Origin of the sequence: Acidipila sp. EB88 (assembly GCF_003858395.1) — a bacterium.
Lineage (GTDB): Bacteria > Acidobacteriota > Terriglobia > Terriglobales > Acidobacteriaceae > EB88.
Genome location: NZ_QWEV01000005.1, coordinates 2,318,174 through 2,342,696 on the forward strand (window position 1 = coordinate 2,318,174; position 24,523 = coordinate 2,342,696).

The 24,523-nt window shown below is 66.4% G+C and carries 18 protein-coding genes; 5 read left to right on the forward strand and 13 right to left on the reverse strand.

All coding sequences use genetic code 11. The features are described from left to right. Positions 1-24 precede the first annotated feature (24 nt). Complete coding sequence (locus tag D1Y84_RS10230; protein WP_124848412.1) at positions 25-924, forward strand: DUF3108 domain-containing protein; 900 nt, start codon at positions 25-27, stop codon at positions 922-924. Between the two features lie 43 nt (positions 925-967). Here the strand turns inward: D1Y84_RS10230 and D1Y84_RS10235 are convergent, their stop codons facing one another. The 11 genes from D1Y84_RS10235 to rpe all read right to left on the reverse strand — a co-directional run bounded on the left by D1Y84_RS10235 (position 968) and on the right by rpe (position 16,710). Continuing rightward, a complete protein-coding gene (locus D1Y84_RS10235; protein ID WP_233581329.1) occupies positions 968-1,267 on the reverse strand; it encodes a hypothetical protein in 300 nt (99 codons plus the stop codon). 191 nt (positions 1,268-1,458) lie between these two features. After that, entirely contained in the window at positions 1,459-4,194 is a 2,736-nt protein-coding gene (locus D1Y84_RS10240; protein ID WP_233581568.1) for a ComEC/Rec2 family competence protein, read from the reverse strand. A gap of 19 nt (positions 4,195-4,213) precedes the next feature. Then, positions 4,214-5,650, reverse strand: coding sequence for a class I SAM-dependent RNA methyltransferase (locus tag D1Y84_RS10245; RefSeq protein WP_124848414.1), 1,437 nt, complete (start codon positions 5,648-5,650; stop codon positions 4,214-4,216). Next, positions 5,647-6,372 (reverse strand): hypothetical protein, encoded by a 726-nt coding sequence (locus D1Y84_RS10250; protein ID WP_124848415.1) that lies wholly within the window; start codon positions 6,370-6,372, stop codon positions 5,647-5,649. Before D1Y84_RS10250 ends, D1Y84_RS10245 begins: the two co-directional genes overlap by 4 nt. 3 nt (positions 6,373-6,375) lie before the next feature. After that, on the reverse strand, positions 6,376-7,260 hold the full coding sequence (locus tag D1Y84_RS10255) for a type III pantothenate kinase (RefSeq protein ID WP_124848416.1): 885 nt from the start codon (positions 7,258-7,260) through the stop codon (positions 6,376-6,378). A gap of 3 nt (positions 7,261-7,263) precedes the next feature. Beyond that, on the reverse strand, positions 7,264-8,136 hold the full coding sequence (locus D1Y84_RS10260; protein WP_233581330.1) for a biotin--[acetyl-CoA-carboxylase] ligase: 873 nt from the start codon (positions 8,134-8,136) through the stop codon (positions 7,264-7,266). Positions 8,137-8,143: 7 nt separating this feature from the next. Continuing rightward, on the reverse strand, positions 8,144-9,028 hold the full coding sequence (nadC, locus tag D1Y84_RS10265) for a carboxylating nicotinate-nucleotide diphosphorylase (RefSeq protein WP_124848417.1): 885 nt from the start codon (positions 9,026-9,028) through the stop codon (positions 8,144-8,146). Between the two features lie 14 nt (positions 9,029-9,042). Continuing rightward, positions 9,043-11,814, reverse strand: a complete 2,772-nt coding sequence (locus tag D1Y84_RS10270) for a valine--tRNA ligase (protein ID WP_124848418.1) — start codon at positions 11,812-11,814, stop codon at positions 9,043-9,045. Positions 11,815-12,003: 189 nt separating this feature from the next. Next, positions 12,004-13,947, reverse strand: a complete 1,944-nt coding sequence (gene pabB / locus D1Y84_RS10275) for an aminodeoxychorismate synthase component I (RefSeq protein WP_158615419.1) — start codon at positions 13,945-13,947, stop codon at positions 12,004-12,006. An 87-nt stretch (positions 13,948-14,034) separates the two neighbouring features. Then, complete coding sequence (bamD, locus tag D1Y84_RS10280) at positions 14,035-15,750, reverse strand: outer membrane protein assembly factor BamD (protein ID WP_158615420.1); 1,716 nt, start codon at positions 15,748-15,750, stop codon at positions 14,035-14,037. A 252-nt stretch (positions 15,751-16,002) separates the two neighbouring features. Then, positions 16,003-16,710: a ribulose-phosphate 3-epimerase gene (rpe, locus tag D1Y84_RS10285; RefSeq protein ID WP_233581331.1), complete on the reverse strand. Its 708-nt coding sequence runs from the start codon at positions 16,708-16,710 to the stop codon at positions 16,003-16,005. Between the two features lie 117 nt (positions 16,711-16,827). Here rpe and lptE point away from each other — a divergent pair, with 117 nt between their 5' ends. The 3 genes from lptE to D1Y84_RS10300 are packed head-to-tail and all read left to right on the forward strand — an operon-like array spanning position 16,828 to position 19,442. Further along, the gene (gene lptE, locus D1Y84_RS10290; protein ID WP_124848421.1) at positions 16,828-17,364 is read left to right on the forward strand and encodes an LptE family protein; all 537 of its coding nucleotides are present in this window, start codon (positions 16,828-16,830) and stop codon (positions 17,362-17,364) included. Positions 17,365-17,367: 3 nt separating this feature from the next. Further along, on the forward strand, positions 17,368-18,534 hold the full coding sequence (holA, locus tag D1Y84_RS10295; RefSeq protein ID WP_124848422.1) for a DNA polymerase III subunit delta: 1,167 nt from the start codon (positions 17,368-17,370) through the stop codon (positions 18,532-18,534). A 32-nt stretch (positions 18,535-18,566) separates the two neighbouring features. After that, complete coding sequence (locus D1Y84_RS10300) at positions 18,567-19,442, forward strand: transporter (RefSeq protein WP_233581332.1); 876 nt, start codon at positions 18,567-18,569, stop codon at positions 19,440-19,442. 105 nt (positions 19,443-19,547) lie between these two features. Here the strand turns inward: D1Y84_RS10300 and D1Y84_RS10305 are convergent, their stop codons facing one another. Further along, positions 19,548-20,519 carry a DMT family transporter gene (locus D1Y84_RS10305; RefSeq protein ID WP_233581333.1) on the reverse strand — a complete coding sequence of 324 codons (972 nt, stop codon included), beginning with the start codon at positions 20,517-20,519 and terminating at the stop codon, positions 19,548-19,550. A 559-nt stretch (positions 20,520-21,078) separates the two neighbouring features. On the opposite strand from D1Y84_RS10305, the gene D1Y84_RS10310 reads away from it, so the two are divergent. Next, positions 21,079-22,059: a hypothetical protein gene (locus D1Y84_RS10310; protein WP_124848423.1), complete on the forward strand. Its 981-nt coding sequence runs from the start codon at positions 21,079-21,081 to the stop codon at positions 22,057-22,059. A gap of 168 nt (positions 22,060-22,227) precedes the next feature. On the opposite strand, the gene D1Y84_RS10315 is transcribed toward D1Y84_RS10310, so the two are convergent. Next, positions 22,228-24,471 (reverse strand): M13 family metallopeptidase, encoded by a 2,244-nt coding sequence (locus tag D1Y84_RS10315; protein ID WP_158615421.1) that lies wholly within the window; start codon positions 24,469-24,471, stop codon positions 22,228-22,230. Positions 24,472-24,523: the final 52 nt, after the last annotated feature.

A 24,523-nucleotide genomic window follows, 5' to 3' on the forward strand; every position in this document is an offset into this window, starting at 1 on the left:
GGAGACGACACAGACAGGATGCGCATGCCATCGTGGTTTTCTCGTGCCTGGGTTCAGCACACAGCTGTTTCCGGACCCGTACCCCAGTCCGGCCCGGGCGCTGCCCGGCTCGCCGTTGCCGCTCTTATCCTCTGCGCAGCCTTTGGCTCGGCCTACGCGATCCGGCCTGCGGCTGTACCCGGCCCGGCCACGCCCCGGCCAGCCATCCCGCCCGTTACGGTGGCATCCGCGAGCTTTCCCGCACCATCCGCCGGCTGGAGTTTTCCCCAGCGCCAGACCCTGACCTACGCGGTCGACTGGCGCGTGTTCCCTGCCGGCACCGCCACCGTGCACCTTGAGACAGATGGCCCGCTTGAGCGCATCTCCGTGACCGGCGACTCGCAGGGCGCCATCAACCTGTTGTTCCGCGTCTCTGACCGTTTCCAGTCAAGCTTCGACCGCACCACCGGCTGCTCGCAGAGCTTCACCCGCCAGCTCATGGAAGGCCGCCGCCAAATCGACTCCGAGCAGCACATCGACCCGGCGCACCACGTCACCACCTACGACGAGCGCAACCTCGTCTCCCGCGTGCACCTGCAGCAGACCGCCGACCTGCCCCCCTGCGTGACTGACATGCTCTCCGGCATCTACTACACGGGCTCGCAGTCTCTCGACCCCGGCAGCACTGTGCACCTCCCGGTCGTGGCCGGCAATCACTTCACGCTCACCACCCTGCACACCGAGGCACGCGAAACCGTGCGCACGCCCACCACCACGTATCACACGGTGCGCGTGCAGGTCACTGCTGACACCGGCGCGATCCGCAACCGCGGCAAGCTGTGGATCTGGTACTCCGACGACCAGCGCCACATCCCGGTGCAGATGCGCGCGCGCCTTTTCTGGGGCACCATCACCTTCCGGCTCACCAGCCTCGACAACCGGTAGCCAGCCGGTAGCCAGCGGACCCAGCCGCCCCTGCGAATCCGCCCTACTGGATCTGGAACCGCTCCCGCATTGCCCGCTGAATCTTCGGCCGGCACAACAGGTTATAGGCCATCTCCCGCCCGGGAAACATCCGCAGGGCTGCGTTGCGCGTGTGCGCCACAAGCTGGGCTGCTTCGTCCACGGTCATGGTCCGATCCTGGGCAATGCTGGCCAGCAGAAACTGCATCATCACCTGCAGTCGCCTCAGGTTCTGCTGCTCCTGCCACTCCTCCTGCACCCTTGCCCGCCGCGCGTCTGTCTGTGTTCTGCCTGCCGCTGGGTCGCTCCCTGGCTCTGCCCCCATGCCGTTTGCTCCTCTGCCGGTTGCCGCATGTGCGGTGATGGTACGCCCACACGCTTCTGCATGCCCAGAGGCTTTCGGGCTAAAACTCGCATATGCCGACCAGCTTCCATCCTGGCAAACGACCTCCCGAGCGCGGGGAGAGCCCTGCCAACCCGCCCCTGTTGCAACAAACATCCACTCCACCGCGCCGCTCACCACCGCGCCGCTGTGTCTGCCGTGACCCAGGGCTTTGCATGCACTGCCCTGCCATCGAGCATGAAATCCTCCTCGCCCAGCAGGTCCGTCCGGTAGGTCCGCACATGGTCCTCCTCGAGCTTCTCCAGCGTCTTTTCCTTGGGGTGCCCGTAGAAGTTCCGGCGCCCGCACGAGATCACCCCATACTCCGGCGAGACCGCCTTTAAAAATGCAGGCGTGCTCGACGACGTGCTCCCATGATGGCCCACCTTGAGCAGGTCGGCGTGCCCCAGCCCCGCCTCCACCATCCCGACCTCCGCCGGTGCCTCCGCATCCCCTTCGAGCAGCGCCGAGGTTCCCCCATAGCGCAGCCGCAGCACCAGCGAATCATTGTTGCCCGGGGCAGCCTTTGGCTGGTAGGCCCGCGAAGGCCACAGCGTGCTTACTTCCACTGCATCGCCAAGGCCCCACCGGTCACCCTGCCGGTGCTGCTCCACCGGGATTCCTTCGTCCCGCGCCAGCGCGAGCAGCGCCGCGTAGTGCGCCGACACAGGATTGTTGCCCACCAGCAACACGCGGGGTTGAAAGTTGCGCAGAACTGCCTCCATGCCGCCGATATGGTCCTCGTGCGCGTGGGAGATCGCCACCGCGTCCAGCCGCCGGATCCCGCGCGCCCACAGCGCCGGCGACACCACTTCCTCGCCCATGTCGAAGCGCGAGTCCGGCGCCGCACCCACCAGCCCCCCGGCATCCACCAGCATCGTTTTGCCGTCCGGCGTGATCACCAGCAGGGAATCGCCCTGTCCCACGTCAATGGCGGAAACCTGGAGCACGCCTGCGGGATGCCGCACCGCTTGCGGGGCTACCGCCAGCACCGCCGCCGAGGCCAACAGCGCCGCGCCAGCCGGCAGCGTCCACCCCCTGCGACCTCGCAGCAGCCACACCGAGCAGGCAAGCAGCAGCACCCACACGACCACCCGTGGCGCCGGCGGGCCAGGTAACCGGTAGTCGCCGAACGGGATGCTGGCAAACATGTGCACAATGCCCAGCACCGTGTGCAACAGCGCCGCCGCCACCGCAGCCGGCGCTACCGCCAGCCCCGGCGCGACCCACAGCACCGCGAAACACACCATCGCCGCCGGCAGCAGCAGCCCCAAGAATGGCACAATCAGGAAGTTCACCGGCAGCCCCAGCACCGTGACCCGGTGAAAATACATCGCCATCGGCAGCGCCATCACCAGCTCGATCACCGCCGAAACCAGCAGCAGTTCCAGCATGCGCAGCAGCACTCCCACCAACCAGGGCATGCCCCGCCGCGCCAGCCTGCCGCCTGCGACTGGTGCCAGGTGACCCGCCAGCATCCGGAGCGACACCCTGAGCTGCGCCACCCTGGGCGGCATCGCCGCGTCCAGCGGCACCAGCCACAGCTCGCGCACTCCGTGCAGATATGGCCCAAACGTGCGCTCCGCCAGCGGCGCACACACCCCTCCGATCGCCACCACTGTCAGCAGCGTCATCTGCAGCGAGGAGCCGCCCAGGGCACGCGGGTTCACCGCGATCAGCAGCAGCGCTGCCAATCCGAGCGCCTGCAGCGCATGCCGCTCGCGAAACACGAGCCGCCCCACCAGGTACAGTGCCACCATCCCGAGCGAGCGCTGCACCGGCTGCCCGAACCCCGTAAACACCGCGTAGCCCAGCGACAAACCCAGCGTCACCGTGGTCGCTGCCACCCGGTGCAGGCGCAGCCGCCGCGCAGCCAGCATCACCACAGACGAAAAGATCGCCAGGTGCATCCCCGACACCACCAGCAGGTGAAACGAGCCCGTCCGCTCAAATCCCACCCGCGTGCTCTGCTGAAGATAGGCGCGGTCGCCCGTCAGCATCGCCGTCAGCATGCTGGCGTCCTCGGAAGAAACCCGCAGGAAATCCGGCAGCTTCCGGGCCGCCGGCAGCGCGGCCAGCTGCATCACGCGCTCGCTCGCCCCGCTTTGCCAGCTGTGCAGCCGGCAGGCCACGCTGGCCCGGCCCACCGTCAAAAGGCGCACTCTGGCGGCGTCCACCGTGCCAAACGCACCGATGCCTTGCTCATGGAGATAGGCGCCCGCGTCCCACACGCCCGGGTCGCCATAGTGGCTCTCCGCGCGAAGCACGATCGGCGCCTGCACCTGTGTGCCGCACCGCAGCGCCGGCAGCGGCAGCTTCGCGTCCGTGTACAGCGTCACCCGCACGCCGCCCGCGAGCGGCACGCTTCGCCCCAGCGCGTCCACCACGCTGCGCACCCGCAGGTCCACGCGACGGGTAGTTTCTTCGCGGGTCGTGTGCTGAAAAAAGGCTTCATACGTGGCGTGGCGCGGCGTCTCCACCCGCACCACCTCGCCCGTGATCAACCGGGGCTCCGCGCTGGCCGCGAGCGTCGCAAGCTGCTGCTGCGGATCCACCGGCCGCTGCAGCTCCGCTGCTAGGCAGCCCAGCACCAGGAACAGCGCCCCCATAGCCGGCAGCAGAACGCGCGGCGCCCGCCAGGCTGCCAGCAGCACCAGCGCAGCCAGCGGCGCAAGCGCCAGCAGGAGCCAGACAGGGGTGATCCAGCGCATTGCGGCCAGCAGGACGCCGAGCGCCAGTGCGCAAGCCGGCATCAATGCCGGTGCCGTCGAAAAGGGAACCCCGGCCTGCACGCGCGTGGGGCCAGCGTGGTCGCGCGCCGGTTCGCGCGCCGTCGGGTGCCAGGCCGGGCTGATCGCAGGTGTGGCCATAAGCAAGGCCCAGGCACACCTAACGCAGCTGCAGCTTCACCACCGTTTCCAGGTGAAACGTCTGCGGGAACATGTCGGCCAGGTGCAACTGGGAGATGGTGTACCCAGCATCCACCAGCACCCGCAGATCCCGCGCCAGCGTCGACGGGTCGCACGAAACGTAGGTAACGCCCTGGGAACGCACCCCGGCCAGCAGTCGCGCCGCCTCCATCCCAAGCCCGGCGCGCGGCGGGTCCAGCACGATATGCCCGGGCCGCTTCGCCGCGCCGCCCGCGCCTTCGCGCGCCAGGAACCCGAGCGTGCTCGACTCCACCGCACGATGCCGCGCCTGCCGGACGTCCTGGCCGGTCGGGCCCGGTCCAAGGTTCCGCCTAAGGTCCGCCGACGAAACCGGCGCACCCTCCACCGCGACCACCCGCTCGCACCGCTCCGCCAGCGCCACCGAAAACAATCCCACACCCGCGAACAGGTCCCACACCAGCTCGTCGGCCACGCCGTCGGTCGCGAGCGAAACCAGCCGGTCCACCAGGAAACGGTTTCCCTGGAAAAACGCTCCTAGGCTCACCTCGTACGCATGCCCGGCCGCCTGATAGCGCAAGCCGCGCTCACCCCAGCTCCGCACGAGCGCACCCTCCGGGCTTTCACCATCCACGTCCTCCGCTGGCTCCGCACGGTTCTCGCGTGCAGGCGCCATGCGGCCTTGTGCCTTCGCGCGCGTGCGCTGCCCGCGCGCCGCTACCGGTTCCCGACCCGCGCGCTCCGCGGCCGCCTGCAACAACCCGGCGCCCACCAGCGCTGGCACCTGCTCGCCAAGCCCACCGGCCAGCCGCTGCAGTTCTGCCTCGCCCGCGCGCGCACCGGCTCGCAGCCGCAGGGTCATTACCATCGCCTCGCCCGCGCCATCGCAAAAAAGCTCCACCTCGGCGCACCACGTGCCCGCCTGCTGCTCCGCAAACAGCGCCTGCAACGCCGCCAGTGAACGCTCCAGCAGCGGCGCGGCAATCGGGCAGCGGTCCACCACCAGCAGCACCCGCGACGCCCGTCTCCGGTATCCCAGCGCATGCGTCGCCGCGTCCACGTGCAGGCGGATCCGGTTGCGATAGCCCCACGGTTCGGCGCTGTGCAACCGCACCTCCGGCACATCCCGCAACCCCGCACGCCCCAGTGTCTCGAGCAGGATCGACCGCTTCATCTCCAGCTGCGTCGCATACTCCGCGTGCTGGTACTGGCAGCCTCCACACGCCCCGAAGTACGGGCACGGCGCCACCACCCGTTCCGCGGCCGGCTCCAGCACGTGCAGGAGCGCAGCCTCGGCAAATGAACCCTTGTCCCGGCCCGGCTGGATCTCGGCCTCGACCACCTCGCCCGGCAGCGTCATCGGCACAAACACGGCCTTGCCGTCCACGCGCCCCAGCCCCGCGCCCCCATAGATCGCTTTTTCAATCCGGAGCTTCATCCATCGCTCCGCATGTAGAACAGGCTCAGCCGCGGCAGCGCGTACCGCTCCAGCAGCCGCTTCTCGAGAAACTGCTGCTCAATCTGCCGGATCTGCAACGCCTGCATGCGGCTCCGGTACGGCGCGATCTCTCGAGACGCCTGCGCCCGCAGCCCGCTCAACTCTTCTTCCGGTAGCGTCGCCAGCAGCATCGCCAGCAGCTTTTCTTCCAGCGTCCGCAGCGTCTGCTCCAGCGCCTCCACGTCCATTGCCCCGGCGCGCGCCTGCTGCTCCAGCGTTTGCAGCCGTTCCGCTGTCTCCAGCACCAGCTTCCCCGCCGCTTCCGGCAGTGCCCGCTCGTGCGCCACCGCTGCCGCTGCCGTCAGCTCCTCCACGCAACCCGCAAGGTGCCGCGCCACCGGCTCACCCTCAAACCCGGTGCTCTCCGCAGGCTCGACCTTGGCCGCGCCCATCGACGCCTCGCGCATCTGCTCCGCGGCTTCCATCACCGCCTGCGCGCACCATGCCAGGCCGTTGACGCGCCGCACTCGTCCCTTGGCCTGCTTGGTTTCATGCTTGTCGAACGCCGCATCGATGCCGCGCAGCACTGCTTCGAGCGGCACCCCGGCATCGCGCCACGTTTCGATCAGCGCCCAGTCCAGGGTGGAGAGCAACAAGAGCGAACCACGCCTCTGCTGAAACCGCTCCTCCACCTCGGTGAAGTAGTTGTAGTAGTTCTGCAAACGCTACTCCGCCCCGTCAGTGCGCTGCCGCCCCGGCGATAGCGCCGGCTTCTGCCCTGTGCGCCGGTCGCTGTCCGCCACGCGTACACGGCTGCCGCCTTCGCGATCCTGCCTACGCTCGTTGCGTTCAAAGATCAGTCGCAGCCCCTCGAGCGTCATCATCTCGTCCACTTCCTTGATGAAGCGCGACTCCGGCGCAATCAGGTGCGCCAGCCCACCCGTCGCCACAATCACGGGTGTCACTCCATCCGCTGCAAGCTCCGCGACCATCCGCTCGAGAATCCCGTCCACCAGGCCCAGGTATCCGAAAAACATGCCGCTCTGCAGATTTGTCACCGTGTTCGTGCCAATTGCTTTTGCCGGCTTGCGCAGCTCCACCCGGCCCAGCCGCGCCGCCCGTGCAAACAGGGCATCGGCCGAGATGCCAAGGCCCGGCGCAATCGCCCCGCCAAGAAACTCGCCCCGCGGCGACACCACGTCAAATGTCGTCGCCGTGCCGAAATCCACCACGATGCACGCGCCGCCAAACCGCGCAAACGCCGCCACGCCATTCACCACGCGGTCCGCGCCGACCTCCGTCGGGTTGTCCACCAGCAGCGGCATCCCGGTGCGCACACCCGGCTCCACCAGCAGCGGCGTACAGCGAAAGTACTGCTCCGCCACCAGGCGCAGTGTGGAATCAAGCGGCGGCACCACCGACGAAATCACGATGTTGCTGACCTCGTCCGCCGCAATGCCGCGCATCGCAAACAGGTTGCGAAACAGCACGCCATACTCGTCCACCGTCTGCGTCTTGTGCGTGGTCACGCGCCAGTGCGCCAGCAGTTCCGCCCCGCGAAACACGCCCAGCACCGTGTTTGTGTTGCCTACATCGAGTGTCAGCAGCATCCGTTACTCCGCCGCGCGCACGCCGCCCGACAGCACGGTCCGCAGTTCGCCCGCATCGGTGCGCACCAGCAAGAACCCGCGCGCATCCAGCCCCTCGGTCGTTCCCACGTACGCGTTCTCCTCGCCCACATGCACACGCTTGCCCCGCATCCAGCTCGAGCCTTGTTCGAGTCGTATGCGTAACTGCTGCTGTGCCAGGGTGCGCGCTTCCGCGGTCACCGCGGTGAGTGCCTGCACTTCGTGGTGCACCGCGCGCAGCAACGCGAGCAGCAGTCGCTGCCGAGTGGTCGCTATCTGTTCAATTGCAAGGGAGGTCGCGCCGGTCGCCAGCTCAGCCGGAAAGCTTTGCTGGTGCACGTTGATGCCGATGCCGACCACCACGAAGCGCACCCGCGTTGCCTCGGCCTGCATCTCGGTGAGCACCCCGCCCAGTTTGCGCGTGCCTACCAGCAGGTCGTTCGGCCAGCGCAGGTCCACCCTCAGGTCCGGGCCCACTTTTAAGCCCCGCTTGCTGTCTGCGGCGACGGATCGCACCGCCGCCTGCGCCGCCACGCCCGCCGCGAGCGAAAGCCACAACGCATCGCCGGGCGCCAGCGCAGGCCGCAGCAGCATGCTCACATACAGCCCGCTGCCCGCAGGCGATGCCCAGGCATGCGCGCCACGCCCGCGGCCGCCTGTTTGCGCGTCCGCGATATACACGGTGCCATGCTCGGCGCCATCCACCCCCGCGCGCATCGCGTGCGTGTTGGTGGAGGCGATTTCGTTGAAGTGCTCGATAGCCGTCCAGCAGGTGTCCGCAAGGTCCAGTCGCAATGCCTGCAGATCGAAAGCGTCCGCCGGAACGCCGCTCACCGTCACACCTTTTTCTGTCGCCACGCCCACTTCAGCCAAGCTCCGCTGTGATCCGCATGTTCAGGTCCACCGCCACTGCCGAGTGCGTCAGCGCGCCCACCGAGATGTAGTCCGGCCCTGCCTGCGCATACGCGCCGATCGTCTCGAGCGTCATCCCGCCCGACGCTTCGATCGGGATCTTCAAGCCACGCTCCCGCACCACGCCGATCGCCCGCTTCACTTCATCCGGCGTCATGTTGTCGAGCAGCAGCGACTCGGCTCCATGCTCCAGCGCTTCGTCCAGTTCCGCAAACGAGCGCACTTCAATATCGATCACCTGCCCGGCCTTGCGCAGCCTGTGCGCATTCGCCAGCACCCGGGCCACGCCGCCGCCCAGCGCAATGTGGTTGTTCTTGATCAGGATGCCGTCCGACAGGTCCAGCCGGTGGTTCTCGCCGCCGCCGCAGGTCACCGCGTACTTATCGAGCACGCGCAGCCCCGGTACGGTCTTGCGCGTATCGATCACCGTGGTGCCCGTAGCCTGCACCGCATCCGCGTAGCGCCGCGTCAACGTGGCAATGCCGCTCATGCGCTGCAGCAGGTTCAGGATCACGCGCTCGGTCGAGAGCAGCGTCCGCGCCGTGGTGCGGATCACCGCCAGCGACTGCCCCTTGCGCACGCGCACGCTGTCGAAGATCTCCGGGTGGCTCACCACCTCGAAGCTCGCTTCGCTCCGCCCCTCAAGGCGGGCAAACACGGCGAGCACCCGCGGAATCACGCCCAGCCCGGCAATGACGCAGTCCTGCTTCGCCATCACCGTGCCCGTGCCCCGCAACCCGGCATCAATCGTGATCAGGGTCGTGGCATCATCAGTCGCCTTGTCTTCCACCAGCGCCTGTTCCACAATCGCGTCGATGCGTCTCGATTTCCAGTCCATTCGTTCCACTCCCGCTACTGCTGTTTCGATGCGAGCGCCTCGAGACCGCTGCGGGTTTTCGCCAGCAGTTCCGACACTTCCGCCGCGCGTCGCCGGATGCCGTCGATTACCGGCGCCGGGGCCTTCGCAAGAAAGCTCTCGTTGCCCAGCTTCGCTTCGGCGCCGCTCTGTTCCTTCTCAAGCTTCGCGAGCTCTCGCTCCAGCCGCTCCCGCTCCGCCGCCACGTCGATCTGCTTCTCGTACACCACCTGCACATCAAACGCGGTGGTCGAGCGCACGCCTGTTCCCAACAACGGCGCCGCCACAAACGCAATCGCGGATACGCGTGCCATCCGCTCCACAATGGCCCGCGCCGCACGCAGCGACTCGGCAGCATGCTCGCTTGCCCGTACCTGCACCGGCACCGTTTCTTTCTCAGGTACGCCCAGCTCCTTGCGTAACGCGCGCACCGAGGTGATCAGCTCCTGCACGTCGCTCATCTGCGCGCATACCTCGGCACCATCGGCACTGCCGGACGGATACGCGCACAGCGCGATCGACTTCGCCGGCGGCGCGCCGTCATACACCGCGTGCCAAAGCTCTTCTGTCAAAAACGGCATAAACGGCGACAGCAACCGCAGCGACGCTTCAAACGTAGCCACCAGCGTCTGCAGCGCAGCGCGCGCCGCCACTGCATCCGCGTCCACCGTCCACTGCAAGCGCAGCTTCACGATCTCCAGGTACCAGTCGCAGAGCTCGCCCCAGAAGAACTGGTACACCAGGTTGGCCGCATCGTCGTAGCGATACTGCCCCAGAGCCGCATCCACCGCGGCGGCGGTCTGTGCCAGCCGCGCCGTGATCCACTGCGTTTCCAAGAAACCAGGGTCCGCATCTGCAACCGGTGCAGTGGCCAATGCTGTCAGGTCCACTGTCACGCCGGCTTCCGCCGCCCGCTCCACGTTCATGAAGATGAACCGCGCCGCGTTCCAGATCTTGTTGGCAAACGCGCGATACCCCTCAGTCCGCGCCTCGGAGAACGCAATGTCGGTGCCCGGCGAAGCCATCGCCGCCAGCGTAAACCGCACGGCATCGGTGCCGTACTGCTTCACCACTTCGATCGGATCCAGCACGTTGCCCTTGGTCTTGGACATCTTCTGCCGCTCGGCGTCGCGCACCAGCGCGTGGATGTACACCTCGCGAAACGGCACCGACTCGGCCAGCGTGCGCTCATGCGAAATGCCGCCCTCGACGATCGGCTCCTGCCCCATGAACCAGCAGCCGAACATCACCATCCGCGCAACCCAGAAGAACAGGATGTCGAAGCCGGTGACCAGCAGCTGCGTCGGGTAAAACGCCGCGAGATCCGCCGTCTTCTCCGGCCAGCCGAATACCGTAAACGGCAACAGTCCCGAAGAAAACCACGTGTCGAGCACGTCGGTTTCCTGCTCCAGCCGGTCGCTTCCGCAGTGCGCGCACGCGCCCGGCGTTTCGCGCGCGACCGTGATCTGCGCACATGCGCCGCAGTGCCACGCCGGAATACGGTGACCCCACCACAACTGCCGCGAGATGCACCAGTCGTGAATGTTACGCATCCACTCCATGTACGTCTTGCGGTACTGCTCCGGCGTGAACTTGATCGCGGGCGGCTCGCCGTTGAGCCCCGTCTCCACCGCAGCAATCGCCTTCTCTGCCAGCTTCTCCACTTTCAGAAACCACTGCGTCGAAAGCCGCGGCTCAATCACCGCGCCCGTGCGCTGCGACAGCCCGATCGACATCGCGTGGTCCTTGATCTCGACCAGCAGCCCCGCCGCTTCGAGGTCTTCCACGATGCGCGTGCGCGCCACGTACCGGTCCAGCCCGTGGTACGGCGAACCCGGCAGGTCGATGTGCGCCTCGGCATCCATGATCGTGAGCTGCTGCAGCCCGTGCCGTTCGCCGATTGCAAAGTCATTCGGGTCATGCGCGGGCGTCACCTTCACCGCGCCCGTGCCAAACTCCGGGTTGGCCCAGTCATCCGCCACGATCGCGATCTCGCGATCCGTCAACGGCAGCTTCAACATCTTGCCGATTAACGCCGCGTACCGCGCGTCCTGCGGGTTCACCGCAACCGCCGTATCGCCCAGCATCGTCTCCGGCCGCGTCGTCGCAATCACTACCGAGCCCGTTCCGTCGGCCAGCGGATACCGCACGTGATACAGCTTGCCCAAGCGGTCTTCGTGCACCACTTCCAGGTCCGAAACAGCCGTCTGCTGCACCGGGTCCCAGTTCACGATGTACTTGCCGCGATAGATAAGCCCCTGCTCATGCAGGCGCACAAACGCCTCGCGCACGGCAGTGGAAAGCCCCGCATCCATCGTGAAGTATTCGCGCGACCAGTCCACGCTCGCGCCCAGCCGCTTCATCTGGTCCAGGATGGCGCCGCCATACTCCTCGCGCCACTGCCACACACGCTCGACAAAGCGCTCGCGGCCCAGCTCCTGCCGCGAGGTTTTCTCGCTCACCAGCTGGCGCTCCACCATCATCTGCGTGGCGATGCCCGCGTGGTCGGTGCCCGGCACCCACAAGGTGGTTCTGCCGCGCATGCGGTTCCACCGCGCCAGGATGTCCATCTCGGTCTGGTTCAGCATGTGCCCCATGTGCAGGCGTCCCGTTACATTGGGCGGCGGCAGCAGCATGGTGAATGCATCGCGGGCTGTGTCAGCATCAGCAGGGCTCGGCTGGCGCCACAGGTCGTCGTCAACCCAGCGCTTGGCCCAGCGTTCTTCTATGGCAGCAGGGTCGTATGTCTTGGCAAGTTCTTGAGGCATGATTTTTAAGGGTGTGCGGTCCGGTGCACAGCAGCCGGGCAGCTAACTCCTGACGATAGCATGCGGCCCCCCGCCTCTGGCTTGACGCCCGGCGCCACGCCGCCGCTGCCCGTCACCGGGCAAACCATCGATCCCGGCAATCCGGCAAGGCAATCAAGAGCAGCCCGCGCGTCCAGTCCTCGACCACCCTCACCCGGCAAACACGGCCACCCGCACCCCGCGCACCGCGTTGGTGATCCAGATCTCGTCCGCAGCCCGCAGCGCCTCCACCCCGAACCGCTCCTCGCGAATCCCCGGCATCGTGCGCAGCAGGTGCTCCCGAAACACTCCCGGCAGTACCCCCGCCTCCACCGGCGGCGTACGCCAAAGCGAGCCATGCCGCACAAACACGTTGTGGATCGCGCCCTCGCACACCTCGCCGCGCTCATTCACCAGCACCGCGTCCACACACCCCGCCTCCCGCGCGCCCGCCAGTGCCGCGTCATACAGGCCCCGCCGCGTTGTCTTGTGCCGCAGCAGTGGGTCGGCCGAGTCCACCCGTTGCGGCCACAGCATCAGCCGCAACTGGCCCTCCTCGCCCGCCTCAAGCGCCGCGTGGGACAAGCGCAGCCCGCCATCGGCCGCAAGCACCAGCCGCAACCGCCATGCAACATCGCAGGAAAGCGCCGCTGCCTCCGCGAGCACCGCCTGCTCCACCCGTTCCTGGTCGAAGCGCAGCCCGAGCCTCCGTGCCGACCGCTCCAGCCGCGCTAGGTGCAACGGCCACAACGCGCACGCTCCTGCCTCCCAGCGCATCGTCTCGATCAGGCCCTCGATCCAACCCGCGTCCTCAGCCATCCGGCCGGCTGTCACCGCCCGCGCCAGCCCGCGTCCCGGTTCCACGCTCCCGCCCACGCCACTCTCACTTACCCCGCGCAGAAATGCCCCCTTCAATAGGCACTCCCGGTACTCCGCCCCGGCCTCCGAGTCCCACGTGATCCCTGCGCCCAGCCCCATCCGAAACGCCCCGTCCCGCACCACCGCCGTGCGGATCGCAACGCTGAACACCGCGTCCCCATCCGGCGCAAAAAAGCCGATCGCCCCCGTGTACACCCCGCGCGACGCCTGCTCCAGCTCCTGGATCAGCTGCATCGTCCGCACCTTGGGCGCGCCCACGATCGACCCCGAAGGAAACAGCGCGCGAAACAACCCGTACTTGTCCACCTCCGGCCGCAACGTGGCGGAAACCTCCGAGCTCATCTGCAGCAGGGAAGCGAACTGCTCCACCTCGAACAGTCGCTCCACCCGCACGCTTCCCGTCTCCGCGACCCGTCCCAGGTCCGATCGCAGGAGGTCCACGATCATGATGTTTTCCGCCCGGTTCTTCGGGTCCGCAGCCAGTTCCGCCGCAAGCGCCTGGTCCTCAGCGGCATCCGCGCCGCGTCGCGCCGTCCCTTTCATCGGACGCACCCGGATCCTTCGCTTGCGCAGCTCGAAAAACAGCTCCGGCGATGCTGAAAGCACCCACCACGGGCGTTGATGGGTGCCCCCATGCAGCAGCGCGCCAAACCGCACCGGCTGCGCCTCCATCATGTGCCGAAACAGCGGCGTCACGCCGCCGTGCCATTCCGCTTCCGCCTGTCCCGTCAGGTTCACCTGGTAGGTGTCCCCCGCCGCGATCCAGCGCTGCACCTGCTCCACCTTGCCGGCGAACGCCGCCTCGTCCATGGAGAACGGCACAAACCGTTGCAAACGCGCGTGCTCCCCGCCATCGCCGGCCGGCAGCGCCTCCCCGACAAACCGCGCGGGCTGGCGATACAGTCCGAACGCCGCCAGCGGCAGCCCATCGCCCACGGGTTCGCTCCCACTGGCAACCGTCGCTGTCGGCTCCCAGTGGTACCCGCACTCGTACGCCAGGTACCCGGCCGCCCAGAGTCCGTCCGCGTTCGCCGCTTCCAACCTTGCAAACAGCGCCGGCAACTCCTCCAGCCGCCACACCTCCAGCCACTCCACCGGTTCCCGAAAGAACAGGCTCTCCCGTAGCCCACCGGCTGCGGCCGCCGACCCGGCGGTCACCACATCCGCTTCACGCGCCGCCTCCAGCAGAATCGCCCCTCGCTCCCGCGCCGCGATCTCGCGAAACCGCTCCATCATCCCCACACGCCCTTTCATCCCCAAACGAAGGTGGGCCGCGCTTTGTTCAAGCGCGGCCCACCCGGTCCCACAGCCTTGCCCGTTCGTTTAGAGCGGGTTCAGCTTGTCCAGGCCCTTCTTCTTCTTGTGCTTGCTCGACGACTCGTCACCCTTGTCGAATGCCGGCTTCGGGTTCTTCTTGGTCGGCTTGCCGCTGGTCGTACCGGTCGTTACCTGTGGCTGTCCGGAAGACTTCACATCGTTGATCTGGTCCGGGGCCGTCGCGGGCTTGTCGATCGGCGGCAGCGGCGCCGGAGCGCTCGATCCACCCACCGGCTGCGTCAGGCCGTACACCGCGTCCGGGTTGCTGCCAGCCGGCGTGTTGCCACGTACGGCTGCCGCTCCGGTTGCCGTGCCATCCGGCGGCGTGGGTGTCAGGTTGCGCGTGCTCTCAGGCGTACCGCTCGCTCCCGGCGCTGCGCTGCCGGCTGCGGCCGGGGCCGCGTCGTTGCTGGAGGGTGCCGCATCGCTCGGCCCTGGGGCAGGTGCGCTGTTGGGTGCCGAAACCACCTCGGCCGTCACGCCCGTGCCCCCGGTTTCCGGCACATTGTTCATCGTGATCGGTGCGGCCGAAACACTGCCGGCATCGTTGGCGCCTGCCGGGGCCGCGGTGTTTGCCGCAAGCTGCGTGCGCGGGGTGCCCAGCGGTGCAGGCGCCGGGATCGGCTGCCCCTTCATCGCGAGCGCAAAGTTGTCCACGTTCTGCTTCTGGATATCCGGGGCCAGCGTCGCCGGCGCATCCGCCATGCTCGGCTCGCCCACGCGTACGCTCTCGATCGTCGAAGGGCCATGCGAGATCAGCAGCAGTGCGCGGTCCTTGAGCTTCACCGGGTTGCGACTGCCTTCCTCCGCCTCGCTCTCGGCCATCTCCGCCGCGTTCGGCTCAGGCACCGGCCGTCCGGCAGCGATCAGGCGATCCTTGGCGTCTTCCACGTGCGGCGCCATCGGGTAGCGCGTCACCACGCGGTTCCACGCCTGGGCCGCGCGATCGTTATAGGCCTTCTCAAGCGCCGTCTTGGCTGCCTGGGGCAGCTTCAGGTTCTGCACCATCGCCGCCTGCTGCGCATAGGCATCGCCCATCGTGATCAGCGTCTGGTCCGAGTGCGAAAACAACGGGTAGTTATCCGCCACCGTCTGCAGGCGCGCAATCGAGGCCGCCCAGTTTTCGCGGCCCGTGTAGAACGTGCCAATCTCGAACTGCCGCTGCGCCAGCACTTCCTGCACTTCACGCAGGCGCTGCTTCGCCCGCGGCACCAGTGACGAGTCCGGGTACTGCTGAATCATCTGCCGGTACTCGGTCTCGGCATGCTCCGCGTTCTGCGGGTCGCGGTCCGGCTTGTCCATCTGCGAGTAGTAAATGTCGCCAATGCGCATCTGCGCTTCGGCCGCTTCCGGCACGTTCGGGAAGAACGTCTCGAAATCCTTGTACTCCTGCTCGGCCTGCGCCATCGCCGCCGTGCCGCCCTCCTTGTACCAGGTGTCAGCGACCGAAAGCTTGGCGCGCATCAGGTACTCAGAGTCCAGGTACGTGTTCATCAGGGTTTGCAGGTCAAGCCGGGCAATGTCGTACTTGCCCTTCTTCATCGCCACCATCGCCTTGTCGTACAGCTCCTTATCGGGCTGCTTCGAGTTCACATCGGCAATCGGGTTGGCGCTCAGGTCAACCTGCTTCTTTTTCTTCTTCTTGGCGGCATGGCTCGCGGGGGCCAGCACAAAGCAGAGCCCGAGTGCCAGAACCGGCGCGGTACGCGTAAAAAATGACATCCAAACCCTCGATGGGAGCCGCACCCTTTGCATCACAATCCCGAACAGCAAACGGGCGCGCTCGTCCTGATCTTTCGTTATGCTACTGCGCGGCATGCGCACTTGTCGCGCTGTGTGCTCGGCTTCTTGCTGCTGCGCCCCGGCGAGGCGTATGCAGCAGCCTTCCACCCCGGCACAGTCACTCTAAATCCGTCCCGCCGGCCGACGCCTCGCTCATTGCAGGCCCAGCCCCTCACTCCCGGTCCGACCTGCTCAGGCGTGCAGCTCGCGTGCGGAGTGCTCCGCCGTGCGCGCCGCGTCCAGCAACCTGCGCGCATCCTGCTCCGCGTTGCCCTGTGCAAACACGGCCGAGCCCGCCACCAGCAGTTCGCCTCCCGCCGCTACGACTTCGGCAATGGTGTCGTGCCCTACGCCGCCGTCCACTTCAATCCGGAACCGCAGTCCCATCTGGTTCCGCAGCGCCCGCAGGTCGCGCAGCTTCTGCAGCGAGTACGGAATAAACTCTTGCCCGCCGAACCCCGGGTTCACGCTCATGATCAGCACGTGGTGCAGCATCGGCAGCACCGGGATCAGCAGGTCGATCGGCGTCGCAGGGTTCAGCACCACGCCCGGCTCCATGCCGTGCTGGCCAATCAGCTGGATCGTGCGGTGCAGGTGCCGGCATGCCTCGTAATGCACGCTGATCCAGTTCGCCCCCGCCTCGGCAAACGCCGGAATGAAGTTGTCGGGGTTCTCGATCATCAGGTGGCAGTCCAGCGGCAGCTTCGTGTGCTTGCGCAGCGACTGCACCACCGGCGGCCCCAGCGTTATGTTGGGGACGAAATGCCCGTCCATCACGTCGACGTGGATCGCAGTCCCGCCGCCACGCTCCGCCGCATGGACCTCGTCGGCCAGCCGGGCAAAATCAGCGGAAAGAATCGAGGGCACCAGTTCCACAGGGAAGGCAGTCACAATGCCCACAGTGTACCAGCCAGTGCCCGGTCGGAACCCCCTCGGCGCATGCCGTTCAAGTCCACCCGCCACGAAGTGGCCGCAAGCCGCGCAGGCGGTCTTACCCCTCTGCGACAATAGCGAGGCATGGCTCCCGCGCCCATCTCCCAGCGAATCCTTCTCCTGCTCGCAGCCCTGCTGCCCCTCGCCGGCTGCGGCTACCACGCCGCCGGCCCCGCGACGCACCTCCCCGCGACAGCCCACCTCATCGACGTCCCCATCTTTCACAATCACACGCAGGTCTACCACGCCGAGATCACCATGACCCGCGCGGTCCTGCGCGAGCTGCAAAGCCGCACCGCCTTCAAAACCATCACCACCGACGACCCCGGCAACGCCGACGCCATCCTGCGCGGCGACATCCTCGCCTTCACCGTCTACCCGCTCACCTACGACTCCACCACCAACCAGTCCTCGTCCTACGAAATCACAGTGACCGCCCGCGTCACCCTGGTGGACCGCAACGGCAAAGTCCTCTACCAGAACAACAGCTACCTCTTCCGCCAGCAGTACGAATCCTCCCAGGACCTCGCGTCCTTTATCCAGGAAGACTCGGCCGCCATGCAGCGACTGTCGCGCGACTTCGCCGATGCCCTCGTCGCCGACGTCACGGAGAGCTTCTAGCCCATGCCCCCCGGCCCATCTGTGTCCGCCGCATCCGCTCTGGCCCCCAGCGGCAAGCCCGGCGCCGGCTTCGCCTCCACCGACCGCTTCCTTGCCGAGGTTGCCGGCGACACCCTGCGTCCCGGCTACGTCTTCGTCGGCGATGAGGCCTTCCACTACGAGCGCTGCCGCCAGGCCCTGATCACCCGCTTCGTTCCGCCCGAGCTTCGCGACTTCTGCCTGCACGACCTTGATCTCGCCGAGACCTCGATCTTCGACATCCTCGACCGCGCTCAGAGCCCGTCGCTCATGGCACCGTTCCAGCTCCTGTTCGTGCGCAATCTCAAGAGCCTCTACGGCCGCGGCGCCAAAAAAGACGAGTTCGCCGCCATCGACCGCTACTTCCGCAGCCCCAACCCTTCCGCCGTCGTGCTCTTCGTCGCCGACCACATCCGCATCGCCGCCGACGTGCGCCGCATGGACTACGAAGACAAGACCCGCTACGAACGCATCCGCGAAACCCTGGGCGAGTGGTGCGGCATCGTCGAGCTTGCACGTGCCGACGAAGACGACGCCACCCGCTGGCTCCTCGCCCAGGCTAAAGCCGCCGGCAAACAGCTCGCGCCCGAGGCCGCCCGCGCCCTTGCCGATGCGCTCGGCGCCGACATGCTCGCCATCGCCAACGAGTGGGAAAAACTCCTGCTCTACACCACCGGCCTCGCCGCCATCACCCACTCCGACGTCGAGCTCATGGTCGACTCCGCCAAGCAGCGCTCGCTCTACGAGCTCACCGACGCCATCTCGCGCCGTGAAACCACCCGCGCCTTGGCCCTGCTCGACGGACTGCTCAACGCCTCCGACGGCGGCGAAGACGCGGCCATCGGCCACCTCTACATGCTCGCCCGCACCTTCCGGCAAATGCTCGTCATCGTCGAGAAAAACGTCCGCGACTCCCGCTCCATCTGGAGCGCGCTCTGGCAGGGCTTCCGCCCGCCCCCGTTCGCGGTCGACGACATCATCCGGCAGGCCCGCCGCTACAAAACCCGCGAAGAGCTCATGCGCTCCATCCAGGCCGTGGCCCGCGCCGATGCCGCCGTGCGCTCCTCTCCCGTCGACAAGAAGCTTGTCCTCGAGCGCCTCGTGCTCGAGCTCGCCGCCCCCAACCTCCACCATCCGCAGGTAGAAAACTGAGCAGCCAGCCCCTGCAACCGAAAGCCTCTCCCTTGAGTAAAGCCTCACTCCAAACCGTAGCCGCCCTGACCCTTGTTGCTGCCGGTGCCCTTGCGGCACTGTTGCCGCCCTCTGCCTACGCGCAGGACTACAACCTCAACCCCACCCGGCCCACCATCGCCAACGCCGTCACCATCCAGAGCCCCGGCGTGCTCCAGGTCGAGACCGGCTACGACGCCTACCCGCAAAGCACCCCCGGCAACCAGCAGACCGTCGCCACCAACTTCTTCTACTCGGTCCTGCCGCGCCTGCGCCTCGACTTCGGCTGGTCATCCTTCCAGCACCAGCAGCAGGGAGCCGACTCCACCAACGGCACCGGCGATATTTCCCTCGGCGGCAAGGTCGTCCTCCGGCAGGAGCACTACCACCGCCCCATGCCGGGCTTCGCCGTGCAGTACGAGGCTGAACTGCCCACCGCAAACCAGGACGCACTGCAAAGCTACGGCCAGCAGGCGATCTTCCTCACCAACCACCACTACGGCCCCAACGGCGACATCGACGTGATCCTCAACGCGTCCATCGTCCAGTCCGGCTGCCAATCCAGTACAGGCTGCGTCTACGGCGGCCAGCAGTCCCTCGCGCTCTCTTTCCACGAGCAGAAAAGCACCCGCCTCTACGCCGAGGCCTTTGCGCAAAACGTCGCCGCCTCCAACACCCCGCCCGGTACCTACATCTTTGGCGGTTTCTACCACCAGTACGCCCAGAACTTCGGACTCGATGGCGGCCTGCGCTTCGGCGTCAGCAACCACTCCGCCTCCATCGGCACCACCGTCGGCCTGGTTTTTGGCAAGCGCGTCCATGCCGAGCCTGACACCAAGCCCAACGAGCAGGATGTCAACACCAACTTCCTGCGCCCCAGGCCGCACTAACCTCACCCGGCAGGTGGCCCGCGGCCAGGCTCTTATGCCTTTCAGGTACACCCGCCACGAAGTGGCCGCCAGTCGCGCAGGCGGTCTGCCCGCCCTGCCTCCTATTTACTCCAGCACCAGCGAAACATCCCCCGGCTCCAGCCGCGTCAGCACCACCGCGGCCACCAGGATCAGCCCGCCGCCCACCCACGCCATTGCCCCCAGGTGATCGCCCAGCAGCCAGATCCCCAGCGCCGAACCAAGCGCCGGTTCGATGTTCAAAAACACCGCCGCCCTCGACGCCGGCACATGCCGCATGCCCCAGTTCCAAAGCACGCTGGTGGCCGCCGTACAAAGCACGCCGCTCGCTACCAGCGACCACCAGGCCGCCGCCGAAACCCCGCGCACCGGCGGCAGCGGCCTGCCGCCGAGCACGTCCCGACCCAGCACCCACACCACCAGCATCGCGGTCCCGGCAAGCAGGCCCCACGCCGTCACCTGCAGCGCCGAGTGCCGCCGCACCAGCGCCTTGTTCCACAGCAGCCACCCCAGCGAAAGCAGCAGCGACACCACCACCAGCAGGTCACCTTCCAGCGTCGGGCCTGCACCCGTTCCATGCCCGCCGGCCGCATGCCCGCCGCTCAGCACAATCAGCACGATGCCCGCGCTCGAGCCCGCCAGCGCCAGCCATCCAGGCAGCGGCAGCCGTTCCCCGGCAAAGATCGTCGCACCCAGCGCCAGGATCCCCGGCATCGTCCCCACCATCAGCGCCGCGTGCGAAACGGTCGTCAGCGACAACCCGTAAAACTGCGTCAGGAACTGCACCGGCACGCCCAGCAGCGAGGCCGCCAGCAGCTGCGCCCACTCGGGCCGCGTAAACTGCGGACGCCGCAACACCGGCAGCAGCGCCAGCGACGCAAACAAAAACCGGTACAGCACCATGTGCGTCGAGTTCATCGCGCCCAGCGCGATCTTGCCAAACAAAAAACCCGTGCTCCAAAGCGCCCCGGCCAGCGCACACGCCGCATACCCCAGCGCCGCCATGCTGCGTTTCTGCCCGTACTGCTGTTGCCGTAGGTTGCTCGTGCCAGCTGCCATGCTGTCTTTACTCTCGCACGCGACGATAGTCGCCTCCGGTTGCGTAGCTCCGATACTCCCGGCAGGCCACACCCACATCCCACCCCGATGCTCTTGACGCGCAGGGCAGCGCCGCCTCGTCCAACCCGTCCGCACCCGCCGACCGCGATTTTGGCTGGGTTGTCGAGTAAGCCTGTAAAAACTACCTCGATTTCGCGGGACTATGTAGAAATGTCATGGATAATGAAGAGCCTCTCTGGATGCATGTTGACGAGGCGCTTAGCGTTCTTTATTCACCTGCTCCGTGAAAGCCGTCCGCATGGCAGGCGACTTCGCCGGACAACTTAACAGGGCATTCCAAAGGAAGCCAGCAATGTCGTTAAAGAACTCTCGTTTCGTCCTTGTTGCAGGCCTGCTCAGCTTAGCCTGCTTCAGCGTGTTTCTTTCTCCCCGGCACGCTGGGGCGCAAAGCACGTGTGCCTCGAGCAGGTACGGCGGAAGCTTCGCCCCGGGCGTTATAGCTACAGATCAGCCATTCACGTTTCAGTTCGGCTTCTCGCGGGCACCATCAGCGTCCTGTGTGGTTCAGGTTGCCTACTCACTCGCAAATGCAACCGGCCAGATACTCTTATCCGGCAGCACCACGACCAACAGCAGTGGTCAGGCGGTTTTCACTTCCAACGGGCTGGCCGCAGGAAGCTACGTCATCACTTTCAACGCTGCTGGTTTCCCTCCGTACCCCCTGTACTTAACAGTGGGGCCAACTGGGGACGAAGCCTCTCTGACCGGGCAGTATGCGTTTCTGGTGCAGGGCAACACCGCTACCTCATCCGGCGGCGCAGCAAGCAAGGCAGCAATCGCTGGCAGCATGACCCTTGACGGCAAAGGAAACATCAGCTCTGGTGTCGTAGATCTGAACGCGGCCACCGGCAACTTCCAGCAACTCGCAGTCACCGGGCATTACGCGAACTATCCCGGGCAAGGTTCAATCGTGCTCGAAAGCAGTATCGGCAAGATCGCGTTTCAGTTCACGGGCAACCCAAGAACAAATCCCTTGCAAAACGCCGTCTTCACCATCCTGCCGCGTGGGCCCGTCTATGGAACAGGCGTGATTGCAAAGCAAGACCCCACGTCCTTTAGTATTTTCAACGACCTGCAAAATCTAAGCTATGAGCTTGCGCTCACCGGAGAGTCTCCATGTGCAAGCTCCTGTGTTTCCGCTGCAGGCAACGCGTTTCCGGTATCGGCGACAGGGTCTTTCACTATCGACCAAAACGGAATGGGCACACCCACAGGCACATTCAACTTCGAACCTGCAGAAACGTTTGATACAGCTGTGATCCCAAGCACTGGATTTTCCGGAGCGATCCGCTCCACAAGCGATTCTTACGGCAGTGCGGACGCGAATGGACGCGCTATTCTCACGCTCAACGCCTCCTCTGTGACCTCAGGCGCTGCCACCAGCTACGCCTTCTACCGCGTGGACGCCGCTCACTTCTTCATGATGTCTCTTGATCCCCATGTCAGCACCATCCTGCTGAGTGGAGCTGCTACCCAGTAGAACCACCCTGCAGCCGAACAAAGCAAAGCCGGAGCTACCTGGCTCCGGCTTTCGCTTTCGTCGTTCAGGAGGTCAAGGTCTTGCTGCACTGCGTGTCGGATGAACGGCAGCAATCATCGGAAAAAGCTGTTCTCCACGCCGGACGCGCCGAGCCCGCACCCACCCCACCTACCAGATCGCACATCGCTTCACCGGCACCATCGCCGCCCCGGCTTTGCACTGAAACGCCTCCGCAAACGCCGGCATGTTCTCCACCACACCATTCACCCTGTACTTCTCCGGCGCATGCGGATCCACCTCCGTGCGCTCACGCATGCTTTCCGGCCGCGTACTCTCGCACCAGCTCTGCCCATACGCCGCGAAAAACTGCTGCACCGGCGTCAGTCCGCCATAGCTCGCATCCCCCGGCGTCAACAGCGACACGCCCGCCTCCTTCGCCTTGTCCATGTATGCGAGATACGCCAGCCGCAGCCCGGCCAGGTCCGCCAGGTTCTCGCCCAGCGTCAGCTTGCCATTCACATGCAGTTCAGGCGTGCCCGGCTCCGCCACCGCCACAAAGCCGTCATACTCGTTCACCACGCATTCCGCGCGCTCGGCAAACTGCTTGGCATCATCCTTGCGCCACCAGTCGCGCAGGTTGCCCTGCCCGTCAAACTGCCGCCCCTCATCATCGAAGCCATGCGTCAGCTCATGCCCGATCGTGCCGCCTGCCGCGCCATAGTTCACCGCGTCGTCCTGGCTTGGGTCAAACTGCGGCGGCTGCAAAATCCCGGCAGGGAAGTTGATGCTGTTCATCTGCGGGTTGTAATACGCATTCACCGTCGGCGGCGTCATCTCCCACTCGCCGCGGTCCACCGGCCGCCCGATCTTGCGCACATCCCGCGCCACGTCAAACGCATTCGCGCGCAGGGCGTTGCCAAATGCATCCGTGCGCACCATCGCCAGCGAGGAGTAATCCCGCCACGTATCCGGGTAGCCGATATGGTTCGTCACCAGGTGCAGCTTGCGCTTCGCCTCGGTCTTGGTCGCGGCGCTCATCCATGCCAGCGCGTCGATGTCATGCTCTGCGGCCGTTTCGATCGCGCGCGTCAGCTCGCCGGTGCGCGCTTTGTCCTCCGGGCTGAACTTGGCTTTGACATACTCCTCGCCCAGCGCCTCGCCCACCTCGCTGTCCACCCGCTCCGCACAGCGTTTCCAGCGCGGCTCCTGCTCGGGCACGCCCGACAGCACCTTGCCGTAAAACGCGAACGCCTCATCATCCAGCGGCTGCGGCAGCGCCGTGCCCGGCACCGAGCGCACCACCACCCACCGCAAAAACGTCTTGATATCCTCCAGGCTCGCCGCCTCCAGCGAGTCATGCAGTTCCAGGAAGTACACCGGCTCCTGCACGTTCAACGACTGCACCGCGGGTGCATGCATCGCCTCCAGGAACGTGCCCATCCGCAGCTCGGGCGAGTTCGCGTCAAACTGCACCAGCGGCGTGCGGTGGTACAGCTTGGTCGGGTCCCGCATCTCGAGCCGCGACAGCGAGGCCGCCGCCAGCTTGGTCTCCATGCGTAGCACCACGCCGGCATCCACCGTGGCCTGCGACTCCGGCTCGCCCATCAGCACAAATGTCCGCCGCACGTGCTCCACATACTGCGTGCGCAGCTCCGCGCTCTTGCCATCGGTGCGGTCGTAGTAGCCTTTTTCCGGCAGCCCAAGCGCCGGTTGCGCAATCGTGGCAATCTGCTGCGTGGCGTTGCGAAAATCCTGCTGCGATCCAAACTGGAAGAACCCTGAGACTCCCTTCGTGTGCAACTGTGCCAGCAGCGCCGGCAGTTGGTCCCTTTGCTTCACCGCGTCGACCGCGGCCAGCAGCTCCGCCAGCGGCTTTGTGCCCAGCGCATTGATCGCGTCCGTGTCCATGCACGCCGCGTACGCATCGCCGATCCTCTGCTGGTTCGCCGTACGCGCGGCACCCCCGCTCGCCGCCTTTTCCAGGATCGTTCGCAGCACCTGCTCGTTCTGGTCCGTCGTTTCCGTGTCGCGCCCATACGCCGCACGGTCCGCGGGAATCGGGTGCGCCTTGAGCCACCCTCCACACGCATACTGGTAAAAGTCGGTGCAGGGGTCCGCCGTGGTATCCCGCAGCGCCGGGTCAAAGTCATGCAGCGCCGGTGCGGCTGGCGCAGGCTTCGGCGAACCGTTCTGATCCCCCGTCCCCTTGACGCCGGCCGTCTGCACGGCACTCTGCGCCCGTACCACGCCCCACCCGCCGGCACCCGCCGGCAATCCCATCGCAGCGATGCCCAGCAGTCCCGCACCCAGCAGGAGTCGCTGTGCTCCCGTACGTCTCGAGCGGGGCGCTGCATGGCCCTTCTCGGCAGCCATGGCTGTTTGTGTCAACGAAATCCCGCTGTGTGTTTTCAAAGAATGCTTCATGGAATGATCAGGCCTTTGCGCTTCGCGACATGTCAGCAGG

What these genes read in the sequence shown, in the direction of transcription:
- holA (WP_124848422.1), top strand. Translation starts at nt 17,368, where the DNA reads ATGCCCCCCGGCCCATCTGTGTCCGCCGCATCCGCTCTGGCCCCCAGC.
- D1Y84_RS10235 (WP_233581329.1), bottom strand. Translation starts at nt 1,267, where the DNA reads ATGGGGGCAGAGCCAGGGAGCGACCCAGCGGCAGGCAGAACACAGACA.
- nadC (WP_124848417.1), bottom strand. Translation starts at nt 9,028, where the DNA reads ATGGACTGGAAATCGAGACGCATCGACGCGATTGTGGAACAGGCGCTG.
- D1Y84_RS10305 (WP_233581333.1), bottom strand. Translation starts at nt 20,519, where the DNA reads ATGGCAGCTGGCACGAGCAACCTACGGCAACAGCAGTACGGGCAGAAA.
- D1Y84_RS10240 (WP_233581568.1), bottom strand. Translation starts at nt 4,194, where the DNA reads ATGGCCACACCTGCGATCAGCCCGGCCTGGCACCCGACGGCGCGCGAA.
- pabB (WP_158615419.1), bottom strand. Translation starts at nt 13,947, where the DNA reads ATGATGGAGCGGTTTCGCGAGATCGCGGCGCGGGAGCGAGGGGCGATT.
- D1Y84_RS10255 (WP_124848416.1), bottom strand. Translation starts at nt 7,260, where the DNA reads ATGCTGCTGACACTCGATGTAGGCAACACAAACACGGTGCTGGGCGTG.
- bamD (WP_158615420.1), bottom strand. Translation starts at nt 15,750, where the DNA reads ATGTCATTTTTTACGCGTACCGCGCCGGTTCTGGCACTCGGGCTCTGC.
- D1Y84_RS10270 (WP_124848418.1), bottom strand. Translation starts at nt 11,814, where the DNA reads ATGCCTCAAGAACTTGCCAAGACATACGACCCTGCTGCCATAGAAGAA.
- D1Y84_RS10245 (WP_124848414.1), bottom strand. Translation starts at nt 5,650, where the DNA reads ATGAAGCTCCGGATTGAAAAAGCGATCTATGGGGGCGCGGGGCTGGGG.
- lptE (WP_124848421.1), top strand. Translation starts at nt 16,828, where the DNA reads ATGGCTCCCGCGCCCATCTCCCAGCGAATCCTTCTCCTGCTCGCAGCC.
- D1Y84_RS10230 (WP_124848412.1), top strand. Translation starts at nt 25, where the DNA reads ATGCCATCGTGGTTTTCTCGTGCCTGGGTTCAGCACACAGCTGTTTCC.